Source organism: Thioalkalivibrio sp. ALE28, from assembly GCF_000377425.1.
GTDB lineage: Bacteria > Pseudomonadota > Gammaproteobacteria > Ectothiorhodospirales > Ectothiorhodospiraceae > Thioalkalivibrio.
The window spans coordinates 1-13,835 of the sequence record NZ_KB898107.1; the positions used below are offsets into that span (position 1 = coordinate 1).

The following is a 13,835-nucleotide window of genomic DNA, read 5'->3' on the forward strand; positions in this document are numbered from 1 at the left end:
CAGGCGGCCCTCGGTGCGCTCGCCCGGTGCCGCCTGGAGCTGGTCGCTCATCTCGGCTTCCAGAACCTGCTGGACCGCCTCGCGCACCAGCGTGCGCATCAGTTCCTCGTCTGTCCCCAATAACGCTCGCAGTGACGTGCGATCCGCAGTAGCCTGGCTCTTGTGAGTGGTCATGGTCTCGCCCTCCTTGAGGGGTTCCGGTGGTCGCTAACCAACCCGAATACCATGGCCGCTCACCTCCTGCCAGCTTCTGCACATAACTCAGCACACTACTGGCCGCAGCGCAGCGAAGAGCCGGGATGACCGAGGCTGGACAGCCCCCGAAGCCCGGGCAGCCCCCACCGCATGAGATCCCGGATAACCGCTGCGCGGTTTCCGGGATGACCGAGAGGGCGCTGGTTCTGAGAGTTTGGCGGCGCATGGCTGCGCGGAGAGTCAGGACTCGGGTTCGTCTTCCGGGGGCGGGAACTGGAGGTGGAAGCCCTGCTCCTTGAGGTTAGCGAGGACCTTTTGTGGATCTTCCTGGGCCAGGGTGCGCTCGGGTGTCAGATCGAACTCCAGTGCGAACTCCAGGGTGCCGAGGGCGCGCATCACGCCTTCGGGCAGGTCGGAGAAATCGTCCTTCTCCGGGAAGTAGACATAGGTATCGGCGCGACGGGTTGCGCGGTAGACGTAGCACTGCATGGGTTCAGTCCTCGAGATAGGTGTAGCCGGTCAGGCCCTGTTCCAGCTCGGCCAGCAGCCGTCCCGCGGCCTCGCCACGCAGGCCGGCGGCGTCGATCTTGGCGCGAAAGGTGCGGCGCAGGTCATCCGGGGCAAAGTGCACATAGGAGAGCAGTTCGTCGACGGTGTCGCCCCGCTCCGGGTCCACCAGACGGTAGCCACCCTCGGGCAGCAGTTCCACGTTCACGGTGTCGGTGTCCCCGAACAGGTTGTGCAGATCGCCCAGGATCTCCTGGTAGGCGCCGACCAGGAAGATGCCGAGGTAGTACGGCTCGCGGTCGTTCCACGGGTGCAGGGCAAGCGTGGTGTGCGTGCCCTCGCGCTCCACGTAGTGCTCGATATGGCCGTCGGAATCGCAGGTCAGGTCCTGCAGCACCGCGCGCCGGGTCGGCCGCTCGTCCAGGCGATGCAGCGGCATGATCGGGAAGATCTGGTTGATCGCCCAGGTATCCGGGATCGACTGGAACACCGAGAAGTTGCAGAACACCTTGTCCGCCAGCTTGTCGATCAGCTCCGCGTGCACCTCCGCCGGCAGGGCCTCGGGCCGCGCCAGCAGGCGCTGGCACAGGGCAAAGTAGATCGCCTCGGCGCGGGCACGGTCGACCAGCGACAGCATCCCGCGGGCAAAGCGCGCCTGCACCTCGGCCAGGCCATAGGCGGCATCGTGGTAGATCTCGGAGGCCGGGCGCTCGCCGTCCTCCAGCAAGGCGCGCATGGCGGCGATCTCCGGCAGTTCGCCATCTTCTGCGGGCGGCACGTCGCCATCCCCCGGGGCCGGCTCGCAGTCGATCACGTTGGTGATCAGCACCGCGTGGTGCGCGGTCAGGGCACGGCCGGACTCGCTGAAGACCTCGGGCATGGCCAGGCCCTGCTCCTCGCAGATGCGCTTGAGCGGGCGCAGGATGTTCAGCGCGTACTCCTCTACCGAATAGTTGATGGAGCACTCGTTGCGCGAACGCGAGCCCTCGTAGTCGATGCCGAGACCACCGCCGACATCCACCACCCGCAAAGCCGCCCCGGCCTCGGTCAGCGCGGCGAAGTAGCTGGCCGCCTCGCCCATGCCATTCTGGATGTCGCGGATGTTCGCGATCTGCGAACCCATGTGGAAGTGCAGCAGTTGCAGCCGGTCCAGCCAGCCGAGGTCACGCAGGCGCTCTAGGATACCCAGCACGTCCGCCGCCGACAGGCCGAACTTGGCCTTCTCGCCGCCGGTGTTCTGCCACTTGCCCTTGCCGATCGAGGCCAGGCGCACGCGCAGGCCCAGCAGCGGCTCGACCTGCATCGCCCCGGCCTGGCGGATCACCTCCTCCAGCTCGGAGGGCTTCTCGATCACGATGTACACGCGGTGCCCGAGCTGGCGCCCGATCAGCGCCAGGCGTACGTATTCGCGGTCCTTGTAGCCGTTGCAGATGATCGCCGCACCCGGGCGCGACTGCGCCAGTACGGCCATCAGTTCGGGCTTGCTGCCCGCCTCCAGCCCCACACGCGGGGTTAGCCCCTCGGCATCCGGCTGATCGCCGGCCGCCAGGATCTGGTCCACCACACTGCGCTGCTGGTTGACCTTGATCGGGTAGATCGCGGTAAACGCGCCTTCGTACTCCAGCTCGCGCGCGGCGGTATCGAAGGCCCGCGCCAGGCGGCGTACGCGCCCGTCCAGCACATCCTGGAACCGCACCAGCACCGGCGGACCCACATGCTCCTCGCGCAGGCGGCCCGCCAGCTCGTACAGATCCACGCCGGGGTGCTCCGGCCAGTCCGCGCGGCGCATCGCCACGTTGCCCGCGGCGTTCACCTCGAAGAAGCCACCGTTCCAGTGATCAATCCCGTAGGTGGCGCGGGCCTCGTCCAGATTCCAGGGCGTGACGGTCATGGTGTTCCCGGATTTCAAAAGCTAGGAAAGTCCCGTCATTGCGAGGAGCGAAGCGACGTGGCAATCGCCTTCATCATCCCCCCGAACACCAGGGGCGATCAGGGCAACCAGGCGCATTGCCCTCATTCAGGAGATTACTCGCTACGCTCGCCCTTCGGGCCGGCCGGCGGTCGTTCAACGCAGCTTCGCTGCTTTTGTACGTCGTCGCCTTCGGCTCCTCGCAATGACGAGAAGAACAGAGTTGCCCGCAGGATACAGGGCACTATCATAGCGGCGCATCATACCGTCCACCGCACCGGCAAGGGGAGCCGCCTAATGGCACTCGACAACAACTGGTTCAGCGAACCGCACGAAGACATGGCGCTGTCCCTGCGCATCAGGCAGAAGCTGCACGAGGAACAAACCCCGTACCAGAAGATCGAGATCTACGAGACCGAGGCCTTCGGCAACCTGATGGTGATCGACGACTGCGTGATGCTCACCGGCCGCGACAACTTCATCTACCACGAGATGATGTCGCACCCGGTGCTGTACTCGCACAGCGCGCCGAAGAACGTGGTGATCATCGGCGGCGGCGACTGCGGCACCCTGCGCGAGGTGCTCAAGCACGACGAAGTCGAGCGCGCCGTGCAGGTGGATATCGACGAGCGGGTCACCCGCCTGTCCGAGCAGTACTTCCCGGAGCTGTGCGACGCCAACAACGACCCGCGCGCCGAACTGCTGTTCGACGACGGCGTGCAGTACCTGAAGGACGCCGCCCCCGGCTCCATCGACGTGATCATCGTCGACTCCACCGACCCGGTCGGCCCGGCCGAAGGCCTGTTCTCCGCCCCATTCTACAAGGACTGCGTGAAGGCCCTGGGCGCGGATGGCCTGCTGGTGCAGCAAAGCGAATCGCCGCTACTGCACACCGACAGCATCATCCGCCCGATGCACGACAGCCTGCGCGCGGCGAACTTCATCGACGCCCTGACCCTGCACTTCCCCCAGGCCACTTACCCCTCCGGCTGGTGGACCTGCACCATCGCCGCGAAGGACTGCCCGGTGTCCTTCCTGCGCGAAGAGGCCGCCGAAGAGCTGCCATTTGTCACGCACTACTACAACGCCGCGATCCACCGCGCCGCTGGTGCCACCCCGGAGTTCTTCCGTCGCAAGCTGTTCGCCTGATCGCGCGCCAGCGCCGGGGCCACCCACGGAGATCGTCACGGCGCTGCACGCCACGCGATGACGGGCGCCACACACGCCGTAGGCTGCATTGAGCTCGTGACTAGGTGTGGCGGCCGGCCTTGAGGCGGTCGAGGCGCAGGCGTTCACGGGTGTCGAACAGGCGGCGGGAGGCGAACCAGACCGCGCCCAGGGTGCCGAAACCGGTGCCGGCGGTAATCAGGAACATGATCAGGATCTGGTACTTCACGGCCTCCACTGGCGGGGCGCCGGCCAGGATCTGGCCAGTCATCATGCCCGGCAGGCTGACGATGCCGGCGGCGGCCATAGCATTGATGGTCGGCATCAGGCCGGAGCGCGCGGCCTCGCGACGCATGGTCGTCACCGCCTCGCTCCAGGAGGCCCCCATCGCGAGCCGGCCCTCGATTGTGCGGCGCTCACGCCAGACGGTCTGGGTCAGGCGGTCCAGCCCCAGTGCGATGCCGGTCATGGTGTTGCCGAGCAGCATGCCCAGCAGCGGGATCGCGTACTGCGGCTCCCACCAGGGGGTCGGGCCGACCATGGTGGTCAGCGCCAGCACCGTGACGGCGAACGCCGAGATGAACATGGTCACGGCGCCGATGCCATAGCCCCACAGCCCGGCGAAGCGGCGCTGCTGGCGTGCCATCACCTCGTAGCCGGCCACAGCGAGCATGATCACGGCCATCAAGGCCACCCAACCGAGCTGCGCATGGTCGAACAGCGTCTGCAGGATCAGCCCGACCAGCAGCAGCTGGATCACGGTGCGCGCCCCGGCGATCAGCAGGCTGCGCCCCAGACCCATGCGTGCCCAGACGGTCAGCACTGCCAGCGCGACGACCAGCAAGGCCGCCAGCGACAAATCCAGCGCGGAAAGCGAGATCAGTTCCACGTGGTCACCTCCAGCTTGCCGTTGGCGATGGTCAGGATGCGGCCGCCCAGGCGCTGACGCTGCAGGGTGTCGTGACTGACCCAAAGCGCTGCCGCGTCTTCCTCGGCGAGATACCCACGTACCGCGCGTTCGATGCGTTTGGTGTTTTCCAGATCCAGATTGGCGGTGGGCTCGTCCAGCAACAGGACGCGCGGCTGGTTCAGCAGCGCGCGCACCAGCCCCAGGCGCTGCTTCTCGCCGCTGGAGAGACGCTCGACCTCCCAGCCTAGAGAGGCCTCCGGCATCGCGACCTGCTCCAGCAGGTGCAGGGCCGCCGCGCGCGCGAAGTCCACTGGTAGGTGCTCGTCCACGCGCTCGCCCCACCAGGCGGTCTCCGCCGGCACATACGCCACGCGCCGGCGCCAGTCGACCGGCGCCATGGCGTCCCGCGGCTTCCCGTTCAGCATGACCTGCCCCGTATTGGGGTCAAGATCGGCCAGGGCCCGCAGCAGCAGGGATTTTCCGGAACCGGAGGCGCCCGTGACCTGCACCAGCTCCCCGGGCTGAAGCGCCAGATCCAGCGGGCCCAGATGGGCGGTTTTCAGTTGGCGAACATCCAGCAGGCGATCCATGCGACAGGGTCCCGGTGCGGCGAAATGGCGATCGTAACCGAAGCCGGGGCGGCGGGATGAATGGCCGGACGGGCAGGGCCTACTTGCTGCGAGACGAACGGTCCGCCGTGACGGGTTGCCTCTGCGGATGTTGATCGCACTATACGGCGCGGGCAGGGGCATCGCGAGCGGGCCCGCTCCCACCGCTCTGGAACCAAAAAAAGGGCGCCCGGTGAGGGGCGCCCAAAGGCCAACATCCAAGTCCTGGGAGACTGTCTTGTCGGCGTCGGAGGAGACGATGTCGGGGCCGGGCCTGTGGCCCGACCCCGGTTCAGGTTAACGAAGGTTTATTGCTTCCCGGTGAACTCCGGGTAGGCCTCGAGACCGCACTCGGCGATGTCGGCGCCCACATCCTCGTCCTCTTCGCTCAGGCGGATGCCCATTACCGCCTTGAGGATGGCCCAGACAATCAGGCTGGCCACGAAGACGAAGGCGAAGATGGCAAGCAGGCCCACGATCTGGCCGAAGAAGGTCGCATCCGGGTTGGACAGCAGCACCGCGAAGACACCCCAGATACCGGCGGTACCGTGCGCGGAGATCGCGCCGACCGGGTCGTCGATCTTCAGCTTGTCCAGCGCGACGATCGAGAAGACCACGATCACGCCACCGATGGCACCGATGATCATCGCCAGGAACGGGCTGGGCATCAGCGGCTCGGCGGTGATGGACACCAGGCCCGCGACCGCGCCGTTCAGCGCCATGGTCAGATCGGCCTTGCCGAACACCAGACGGGTGGTGATCAGCGCGGCGACCACACCCCCGGCCGCGGCCAGGTTGGTATTGGCGAACACGGCGGCCACGGCATTGGCGGACTCGATGTCCGAGACCTTCAGCTCGGAACCACCGTTGAAGCCGAACCAGCCCAGCCACAGGATCAGCACACCCAGGGTGGCCAGCGGCATGCTGGAACCCGGGATCGCGTTGATCTGGCCATCCTTGCCGTACTTGCCCTTGCGCGCCCCGAGGAGCAGCACACCGGCCAGCGCGGCAGCGGCACCCGTGAAGTGGACGATGCCGGAACCGGCGTAGTCCAGATAGCCGATCTGGTCGAGGATCCCGCCACCCCAGCTCCAGAAGCCCTGGATCGGGTAGATGAAGCCGGTCAGGATGACCGCGAAGGCCAGGAAGGCCCACAGCTTCATACGCTCGGCCACGGCACCCGAGACGATGGACATCGCGGTGGCCACGAACACGACCTGGAAGAAGAAGTCGGCACGATCGGAGTAGTAGATGTCACCACCACTACCCAGTACGTCCGCGACCGCATTGTCGCCCGAGATCAGGAAGCCCAGGCCCGGAATGATGGAGCTCAGGCCGTCGCTGTACATAATGTTGTAGCCGATCAGCATGTACATGATGCTGGCGATCGAATACAGGGCGATATTCTTGGTTGCAATTTCGGCCACACTCTTGGTGCGAACCATCCCGGCCTCGAGCATGGTAAAGCCCGCGGCCATCCACATCACCAGCGCGCCGGCCACCAGAAAGTAAAAGGTGTCCATTGCGTAGGCGAGTTCGACAACTTGCTGTTCAATTTCCATGATTGAAATTCCTCATTCGATGGAAGACGGAGGCCTTAAAGGGCTTCCGGGCCGGTCTCGCCCGTGCGAATACGCACGACCTGCTCCACCGGTGTGATAAAGATCTTGCCGTCGCCGATCTTGCCCGTGCTGGCAGACTTGGAAATGGCCTCGACCACCTGATCGACCAGGTTCTCGTCGACAGCCACTTCCAGTTTCACCTTGGGCAGAAAATCGACCACGTACTCGGCACCGCGATAGAGCTCGGTATGACCGCGCTGGCGACCAAAACCCTTTACTTCGGTCATGGTCATCCCTTGTACGCCGATCTCCGAGATCGCCTCGCGAACATCATCAAGCTTGAACGGCTTGATTACGGCGGTAATCATCTTCATGTCAGACTCCTGTGGGCGGGCCCGCCACCTGGCGGACCCGCTGTTGCTTTAGGCGGTAATGCGGAATCAGAAGGTCTTGGACCAGCCCACCCAGGCGCCCAGGTCTTCGTCGGTCTCGTCGACATACTCGAGATTGAAGCTGAACTCGCCCCAGTCGCCCGCATCACGGGTCAGGCTGGCGGTGTAGTGGGTGTAGTTGTCCAGGCTGGAGTCGTCGAAGCGGGTGCGACCTACCAAGAAGCCGGCGCTGTAGACGTCCATGAACGGGACGTCCAGGCCGGCGTAGAAGTACATGTCGTCGTCTTCCAGGGCCGAGTCATCGCTGTCGTGAACGACGTAGGCCATACCGCCGTACAGTCCCACAACGCCGGTATCGAAGCTGACCTCACCATAGATCTCGCCGAAGTCGGCACTCAGGGAACCGGTATCGTCTCGGGCATCCGGATAGGCGTAATAGATGTAACCGACGTCGTAGCCGAACCCATTGGCGAACTCATCGGCAAAGCCGGCGTAAAGATCGAGCTCGTAGCTGGTGTCATCACCAAAATCGACATTGGACATCCAGGTGCCGACATAGAAGCCGGAGTCGTGCTCAAAATCGATACCACCCTGAATGGCAGCACCGTCGTCGGTTTCGGAAAAACCACGGAAGTAGTAGTTGGAAACCGCGCCGATATTCATGGACAGCTCGGCCGCGGCGGTGGAGGTAAAGGCGACGCCACCGGTGGAGCCTACGGTGAGGACAGCAGCGGCCAGCGCGGAACGGGTGAACTTCTTCATGTTGGTCATCTCCCAGATTGGTCAATCGAGTGTCGCGTAGTCGACACCCGGTCCTTGCACGGGCTGTGCCAAGTACCAAAAGGGAGCAAAATCGGCTTTTCGCAACACCTGTTGCGGCCCAACCACGGGCTTTTGCCTTTATTTGGTGCGCACTAAAAGTGCACACGCACCAAAAACGTGCGGAGACCGAGGACTGTGAACCATGTCCGGGATTCAGGAAGGTTCAGTCCTTCGGCAAGTGGCGGGGTCGGAGAGGCAAATCGGGGCTGGGACAGGCGCGGCGAGCGCACACGCGGCCATGCGGGACGCACGGCGAACACCTCCCTGCCCTGCGGATCGCCACGTCGCCTCGCGACGACACAGCACGGCATGGGGATGGCGCCGGCCGGGACAGCGCCCCGTGGCCGGCGCGGGTCTACGAGGAAAGGCTGCCGCGCTCGATCTCGATGCCGACCTCGCGCACGCCGGGCACGGCACCGGGCTTGCCGAGTTTGATGCGCAGCCACGGCGTGCCGAACTGGGCCATCAGGGCCTCGGCGATCTCCTCGGCCAGGGATTCCAGCAAGGCATGCGGCTCGCGCGTGACGATGGCACGCACGGCGTTGGCCACCGCCTCGTAGTCAACGGTGTCGCCGATCTCGCCGGAGTAGGCGGCGATGCGGGTATCGGCCGCCAGTTCGATATCGAATCGCAGGCGGCGCTGGATGCGCTGTTCCCAGTCGTAGACGCCAACAACGGCGTCAATCTCGAGGTCGCGCAGATAGATTCGATCCATGGGGTCGGCGGGCTCCTGTCAGTCGGCGCCTATCCTACTGCCCGGGCCGCACGAGGTACACCGAGCCGCTATCATGGTGCCTCCCGATTACTCCGAGACGCGCATGAGCGAGCCCTTTCACGAACTCCCCTGGCCCGCCAACCCGGATGGCGAGCCCCGACGCATCGGCGTGGAGATCGAGATGGCCGGGGTGTCGCTGGAGACGATGGCCGAGACCGTGAAAGGCGAGTTCGGGGGCCACGTCGAATCGGACAGCGCCTTCGTCTTCCACGTACGCGACACGGACGTCGGCGACTTCCAACTGGAGCTGGACGCCCGGGTACTGAAGGACCGCGGCTACCGCGAACACCTCGCGCGCCTGGGCATCGAGCTGGACGACTCGGACGAGGCCGCGCTGGAGCGCTGGCTCGCGGACGCCGCGGGCCGCCTGGTACCGCACGAGATCGTGGCGCCGCCGATCGCGGCGGCTGACCTCCCCCGCCTGGACCGGGTGCGCGCCGCCCTGCAGCAGGCCGGCGCACTGGGTACCGAACGCTCGTTTCTCTATGCCTTCGGGCTGCAGATCAATATCGAGGTGCACCGCACCGATGCCGAGTGGCTTCTGGCAGTCCTGCGCAGCTTCCTTTTGATGGTGGAAGTGCTCACCGCGGCGGGCGCCATTGACCTGGCGCGGCGCCTGTCTCCCTACATTCGGTCTTTTCCCGGCCCGTTTGTACGCTACGTGCTGGATCCGGATTTTCGTCCCGACCGGGAGGGCCTGATCGACGCCTACCTGGCGCACAACCCGACGCGCAACCGCCCGCTGGACCTGTTGCCGCTGTTCGCCCACCTGGACCCCGGGCGGATCGACGCGGCCCCCGTGGAGCACGAACTGATCAAGCCGCGGCCGGCCTTCCACTATCGCCTGCCGAACTGCGAGATCGACGACCCGGACTGGAGCCTCGCGCGGCCGTTCAACGGCTGGGTCGAGGTCGAGCGCCTGGCGGCGGATCCGGAACGCCTGGAGCGCCTGTCGCGGGAATATCTGGAACGCCCCGGCCAGGCCCTGGGCCGCTGGGCCGACGACTGGAGCCAGCGCCTCCGTGACTGGTTCTGAGCCCGACCGCACGACCACCGATACCGTGGCCGATACCGCGCCGCCGCGTCCACGCCGCCCGGTGATCGCCATTACCGGACCCGACCAGGGCGGCGGGCCCGCCTGGCTGTTTACCGCGCTCGCGGTGTGGCGCGCCGGCGGCCGTCCGCTGCGGCTGCGCCCGGGAAAACCCCGCAGTCACCGGCGCTTCGATGGTCTGGTGGTGGGCGGCGGGGCGGATGTGGATCCTGAGCTCTACGGCGAGACGCTCCCCGAGGGGCCGGATGCGGCCGCCATCCGCCAGGCGGAGCGACGCCTGTCGCAGCGCCTGATCGGCTATCTCTTCTACCCGGCCCTGTGGTTACTGCGCCGGTTATTCCAGTCCCATGGCGGCGTACTGGACACCGACCGCGACCGGCTGGAAAAGGCCCTGATCCATCGCGCGCTGGACGAGCACCGCCCGATCCTCGGCATCTGTCGCGGGATGCAACTGGTCAACGTGGTACGCGGCGGCACCCTGCACCGCGACCTGGCCGAGTTCTACGTGGAAACCCCGCAGGCCCGCAGCCTGCTGCCAGTCAAGCCGGTGGAGCTGGACCCGCGCAGCCTTCTGGCCAACATCCTGGGCGACACGACGCTCCACGTGAACGCGCTCCACAACCACGCCGTCAATGACCTGGGGCGGGACCTCAAGATCGCCGGACGCGAATCGACCGGCGTGGTCCAGGCCATCGAGGCCGAACACGACTGGTGCATCGGCGTGCAGTGGCACCCCGAATACCTCCCACAGAAACGCCGCCACCAGCGCCTGTTCCGCGCCCTCGTCCAAGCCGCCACCCGCAGACACTAAGACCTGATTTCACCACGAAGCACACGAAGGCACGAAGAAAGGCGATTCACAGGAAGTCTGGAAGAAGAGAAGGTTTGCAGGTGAAGGGTCGAGTGCGTGACGGTCGCTCAAGGCACCATATCAACGTGCTGCTGGAGGCCGTCGCATCAGCCTTCTTCCGGTCTTAAAACCTTCCTGTGAATCGCTTTTGACCTGGCCTTTCTTCGTGCCTTCGTGCGCTTCGTGGTGAAACCCGTCCTTCGAAGTGGGCTCAGGTGGGATAGGGCACGGCCAGGCCGCCGAGGCCGCAGTAGCCGTTGGGGACCTTGGCGAGGTACTGCTGGTGGTAGTCCTCGGCGAAGTAGTGCGCCGGGCCCGCGGCGATCTCGGTGGTGATCGCCCCGCGCCCGGCGGCGTCCAGCGCGGCCTGGAAACGCTCGCGGCTGGCTTCGGCAGCCGCGGTTTGCTCAGGGTCGGTGGTGTAGATTGCCGAGCGGTACTGGGTGCCGACATCGTTGCCCTGGCGCATACCCTGGGTCGGGTCGTGCCCCTCCCAGAAGGTACGGAACAGGGCGTCCAGCGAAACCTTCCGCGGGTCGAGCACCACCCGCACCAGTTCGGTGTGCCCGGTCTGGCCGCTGCAGACCTCGCGATAGGTCGGGTTCGGGGTATAGCCCCCGCCGTAGCCCACGCTGGTGGAGTACACGCCCTCCTGCTGCCAGAACAACCGCTCGGCACCCCAGAAACAGCCCATGCCGAAATGGATCACCTGCATGCCCTCGGGGTACGGCGGGGCCAGCGGCGTCCCCAGGACCATGTGGCGCTCGGGGACCGGCATCGGCTCTTCGCGCCCGGGCAGGGCCTGTTCGGGGGTCGGCATGCGCGGCTCGGAAAAGGCGAACATCGGCGGCTCCGTCAGTCGGCCGGGACGAGCCGGATCAGCTCCCCCGGATTGTGGTCGGTCAGGATATAGATGGCCCCGTCATGGACGCGCACGTCCCGCACGCGGCGGTCGAGATCCGGCAGCACCTCGCTCTCGTTGACCAGCTCGCGCCCCTCGAAGGTCAGCCGGCGAAGGGTCTGATGTGCCAGGCCGCCCACGAGCAGATCGCCGTCCCAGTCGGCAAAGGCGGGATCGCGGAGGATCGCCATACCCGAAGGGGCGATGGAGGGCGTCCAGTGATGCAGGGGCGATTCCATCCCCTCCTTCTCGGTCAGGCCTTCGCCGACCTGCCCGCCGGCATACTCCCGGCCGTGGGTAATGACCGGCCAGCCGTAGTTCAGCCCGGGCTCGATGATGTTCACCTCGTCGCCCCCGCGCGGTCCGTGCTCGTTCTGCCAGAAGGTGCCAGTCTCGGGGTCCATCACCATGCCCTGCGGGTTGCGCACCCCCCAGGCCCAGATCTCGGGGCGGGCATCGGCATCATCCACCAGCGGATTGTCGTCCGGGACGCGCCCGTCGTCATGCAGCCGGATGATGCTGCCGATATGGGTCGAGGTGTCCTGGGCATGATCGCGCTGGCCGCGATCCCCCACGCTGATATACACGTAGCCCGCGTCATCGAACACGATGCGGCTGCCGAAGTGGCGCCCCCCGGAGACGCCCGGCTCGGCCGTGAACAGCGTCTCCACACCCTGAAGCTCACCGTCCTGGAAACGTGCGCGCGCCAGGCGTGTGGTGAGCCCGCCATCCACGGCTGCGGAATAGGTGAAGTACAGCCAGCGGTTCTCGGCGAAGTCGGGATGCAGCGCGAGGTCCAGCAGGCCGCCCTGGTTGCGCGCCTGCAGGTCGCCCGGAACACCGGACACCAACTCGCCCCGGCCGTCGAAGGACCCGGCGTCCTCGAACCAGCGCAGGGTGCCCGGGCGCTCGCTGATCAGGGCCCCGCCCTCCGGCAGAAACGCAATGGCCCAGGGGTGATTAAGCCCCTCATGCAGCACACTGGCTTGCAGGCCGTGCTCCCCGGCACCGAGCCCCTCGGCCGAGACCCCGGAGGATCCGGTACAGGCCATCACCAGACCGGCCAGCACGGGCGCCAGGGTGAGGCGGCTCGTCTTCATCGTGCGCGTCTGCATGGTTCACCTCCTTGGAAAATGCGATGCCTGCGGGGCGGGATACCGCTGGAGACTTGGGCGGCACGGCCAGGAGCCGTGCATCATTCATATCCTTTTGGGATGCCGCGGGGGCCTACGGGTTCCCCGGCTGGCAGACCGGACACCAGTAGGTCGCACGCAGGTGCTCGCCCAGTCGGGCATATTCGACCGGTGCCCCGCACTGGTGACAGGGCTCACCCCGACGACCGTAGACGTTCAGAAACGCCCCCGCCTCCGCACGCTCACGGGTAATCCGCGGCCCCGGCTTCACATTGCGCCGCAGCAGGCGCTCGGCATCGCGGTACAACCCGCGCAGCATGGCCTCCGGCACCTGTGCCAGAGGACGCAGTGGATGGCACCCCTGCAGGAACAGCACCTCGGACTTGTAGATGTTGCCGATCCCCGCCGCCAGGGACTGATCCAGCAGCACATCCACGATCGGGCGGGCTGAATCGGCACGATCGCGTACCCGGGCAACAACCGCATCCAGGTCAATCGCCGGGTCCAGCAGGTCGGGGCCCACCCGCGCATCCAGCCGGGGAACGTCCCGTGCGCCGTCCGCGCGCGGACGCCACTGCAGCTCACGCGGGTGGAAACAGACCAGCACGCGATCCGGCAGGCCCAGCACCGCCCACGCCCCGGCCGCCGGCTTGTGCCACGCCGCGCCCGGCGCATACTGGTGCCAGGTCCCGTACATCCCGAGATGGCTGCGCAACTGCCAGCGCCGCCCGTCCGCCGCCTCCAGGTCCAGCAGCAGGTGCTTGCCCCGGGCCTGCACGGCCTCCGCGGTCATCGCGCCGTGTTCCAGTAACGGATCTCCGCGGCGCACACGGGTGGCGACCCGGCTCAGCGCCACCCCCTCGAGCACGGGCCGCAGCGCCGCCGCCAGCTTGTGGATCGTATCGCCCTCGGGCATGGCACCCCATCTCCTTGAGCCGCATCCGGATCAAACGAATGCAATCGGGAACGCTGAGGCCGCCCCCCCCTTGAATGATTGGCACTCTTGGGCCAAATTCGGAAAACTTGTCAAGGTACAGGGAGGTACCTAGA

The 13,835-nt window shown here is 66.3% G+C and carries 14 protein-coding genes; 3 read left to right on the top strand and 11 right to left on the bottom strand.

All coding sequences use genetic code 11. The features are described 5' to 3' along the window. Window positions 1-435: 435 nt before the first annotated feature. Both D105_RS0112350 and speA read right to left on the bottom strand, forming a co-directional pair. A complete protein-coding gene (locus tag D105_RS0112350; protein WP_018878593.1) occupies window positions 436-684 on the bottom strand; it encodes a YcgL domain-containing protein in 249 nt (82 codons plus the stop codon). Window positions 685-688: 4 nt separating this feature from the next. Next, complete coding sequence (speA, locus tag D105_RS0112355) at window positions 689-2,593, bottom strand: biosynthetic arginine decarboxylase (RefSeq protein WP_018878594.1); 1,905 nt, start codon at window positions 2,591-2,593, stop codon at window positions 689-691. Window positions 2,594-2,908: 315 nt separating this feature from the next. On the opposite strand from speA, the gene speE reads away from it, so the two are divergent. Next, complete coding sequence (speE, locus tag D105_RS0112360; protein WP_018878595.1) at window positions 2,909-3,760, top strand: polyamine aminopropyltransferase; 852 nt, start codon at window positions 2,909-2,911, stop codon at window positions 3,758-3,760. Between the two features lie 100 nt (window positions 3,761-3,860). Here speE and fetB read toward each other — a convergent pair whose 3' ends face one another. From fetB to folB, 6 genes are all read right to left on the bottom strand, one after another. Next, the gene (gene fetB, locus D105_RS0112365) at window positions 3,861-4,667 is read right to left on the bottom strand and encodes an iron export ABC transporter permease subunit FetB (protein ID WP_018878596.1); all 807 of its coding nucleotides are present in this window, start codon (window positions 4,665-4,667) and stop codon (window positions 3,861-3,863) included. Further along, window positions 4,658-5,278 (bottom strand): ATP-binding cassette domain-containing protein, encoded by a 621-nt coding sequence (locus D105_RS0112370; protein WP_018878597.1) that lies wholly within the window; start codon window positions 5,276-5,278, stop codon window positions 4,658-4,660. The genes fetB and D105_RS0112370 overlap by 10 nt, the downstream gene beginning before the upstream one ends. Before the next feature lie 326 nt (window positions 5,279-5,604). Continuing rightward, entirely contained in the window at window positions 5,605-6,858 is a 1,254-nt protein-coding gene (locus tag D105_RS0112375) for an ammonium transporter (RefSeq protein ID WP_018878598.1), read from the bottom strand. A 35-nt stretch (window positions 6,859-6,893) separates the two neighbouring features. After that, on the bottom strand, window positions 6,894-7,232 hold the full coding sequence (locus D105_RS0112380; RefSeq protein ID WP_012981610.1) for a P-II family nitrogen regulator: 339 nt from the start codon (window positions 7,230-7,232) through the stop codon (window positions 6,894-6,896). Window positions 7,233-7,298: 66 nt separating this feature from the next. Beyond that, complete coding sequence (locus D105_RS0112385) at window positions 7,299-8,012, bottom strand: TorF family putative porin (protein ID WP_026280483.1); 714 nt, start codon at window positions 8,010-8,012, stop codon at window positions 7,299-7,301. A 415-nt stretch (window positions 8,013-8,427) separates the two neighbouring features. Continuing rightward, window positions 8,428-8,787: a dihydroneopterin aldolase gene (gene folB / locus D105_RS0112390; RefSeq protein WP_018865492.1), complete on the bottom strand. Its 360-nt coding sequence runs from the start codon at window positions 8,785-8,787 to the stop codon at window positions 8,428-8,430. Window positions 8,788-8,860: 73 nt separating this feature from the next. On the opposite strand from folB, the gene D105_RS0112395 reads away from it, so the two are divergent. Both D105_RS0112395 and D105_RS0112400 read left to right on the top strand, forming a co-directional pair. After that, window positions 8,861-9,883, top strand: coding sequence for an amidoligase family protein (locus D105_RS0112395; protein WP_018878600.1), 1,023 nt, complete (start codon window positions 8,861-8,863; stop codon window positions 9,881-9,883). Continuing rightward, entirely contained in the window at window positions 9,870-10,712 is an 843-nt protein-coding gene (locus D105_RS0112400; protein WP_018878601.1) for a gamma-glutamyl-gamma-aminobutyrate hydrolase family protein, read from the top strand. The genes D105_RS0112395 and D105_RS0112400 overlap by 14 nt, the downstream gene beginning before the upstream one ends. Window positions 10,713-10,962: 250 nt before the next feature. Here the strand turns inward: D105_RS0112400 and msrA are convergent, their stop codons facing one another. From msrA to D105_RS0112415, 3 genes are all read right to left on the bottom strand, one after another. Next, window positions 10,963-11,595 (bottom strand): peptide-methionine (S)-S-oxide reductase MsrA, encoded by a 633-nt coding sequence (gene msrA, locus D105_RS0112405; protein WP_018878602.1) that lies wholly within the window; start codon window positions 11,593-11,595, stop codon window positions 10,963-10,965. An 11-nt stretch (window positions 11,596-11,606) separates the two neighbouring features. Continuing rightward, window positions 11,607-12,767 carry a PQQ-dependent sugar dehydrogenase gene (locus D105_RS0112410; protein WP_018878603.1) on the bottom strand — a complete coding sequence of 387 codons (1,161 nt, stop codon included), beginning with the start codon at window positions 12,765-12,767 and terminating at the stop codon, window positions 11,607-11,609. A gap of 112 nt (window positions 12,768-12,879) precedes the next feature. Then, entirely contained in the window at window positions 12,880-13,701 is an 822-nt protein-coding gene (locus D105_RS0112415) for a DNA-formamidopyrimidine glycosylase family protein (RefSeq protein WP_018878604.1), read from the bottom strand. Window positions 13,702-13,835: the final 134 nt, after the last annotated feature.

What these genes read in the sequence shown, in the direction of transcription:
- D105_RS0112350 (WP_018878593.1), bottom strand. Translation starts at nt 684, where the DNA reads ATGCAGTGCTACGTCTACCGCGCAACCCGTCGCGCCGATACCTATGTC.
- speA (WP_018878594.1), bottom strand. Translation starts at nt 2,593, where the DNA reads ATGACCGTCACGCCCTGGAATCTGGACGAGGCCCGCGCCACCTACGGG.
- speE (WP_018878595.1), top strand. Translation starts at nt 2,909, where the DNA reads ATGGCACTCGACAACAACTGGTTCAGCGAACCGCACGAAGACATGGCG.
- D105_RS0112370 (WP_018878597.1), bottom strand. Translation starts at nt 5,278, where the DNA reads ATGGATCGCCTGCTGGATGTTCGCCAACTGAAAACCGCCCATCTGGGC.
- D105_RS0112375 (WP_018878598.1), bottom strand. Translation starts at nt 6,858, where the DNA reads ATGGAAATTGAACAGCAAGTTGTCGAACTCGCCTACGCAATGGACACC.
- D105_RS0112380 (WP_012981610.1), bottom strand. Translation starts at nt 7,232, where the DNA reads ATGAAGATGATTACCGCCGTAATCAAGCCGTTCAAGCTTGATGATGTT.
- D105_RS0112385 (WP_026280483.1), bottom strand. Translation starts at nt 8,012, where the DNA reads ATGAAGAAGTTCACCCGTTCCGCGCTGGCCGCTGCTGTCCTCACCGTA.
- folB (WP_018865492.1), bottom strand. Translation starts at nt 8,787, where the DNA reads ATGGATCGAATCTATCTGCGCGACCTCGAGATTGACGCCGTTGTTGGC.
- D105_RS0112395 (WP_018878600.1), top strand. Translation starts at nt 8,861, where the DNA reads ATGGTGCCTCCCGATTACTCCGAGACGCGCATGAGCGAGCCCTTTCAC.
- msrA (WP_018878602.1), bottom strand. Translation starts at nt 11,595, where the DNA reads ATGTTCGCCTTTTCCGAGCCGCGCATGCCGACCCCCGAACAGGCCCTG.
- D105_RS0112410 (WP_018878603.1), bottom strand. Translation starts at nt 12,767, where the DNA reads ATGCAGACGCGCACGATGAAGACGAGCCGCCTCACCCTGGCGCCCGTG.
- D105_RS0112415 (WP_018878604.1), bottom strand. Translation starts at nt 13,701, where the DNA reads ATGCCCGAGGGCGATACGATCCACAAGCTGGCGGCGGCGCTGCGGCCC.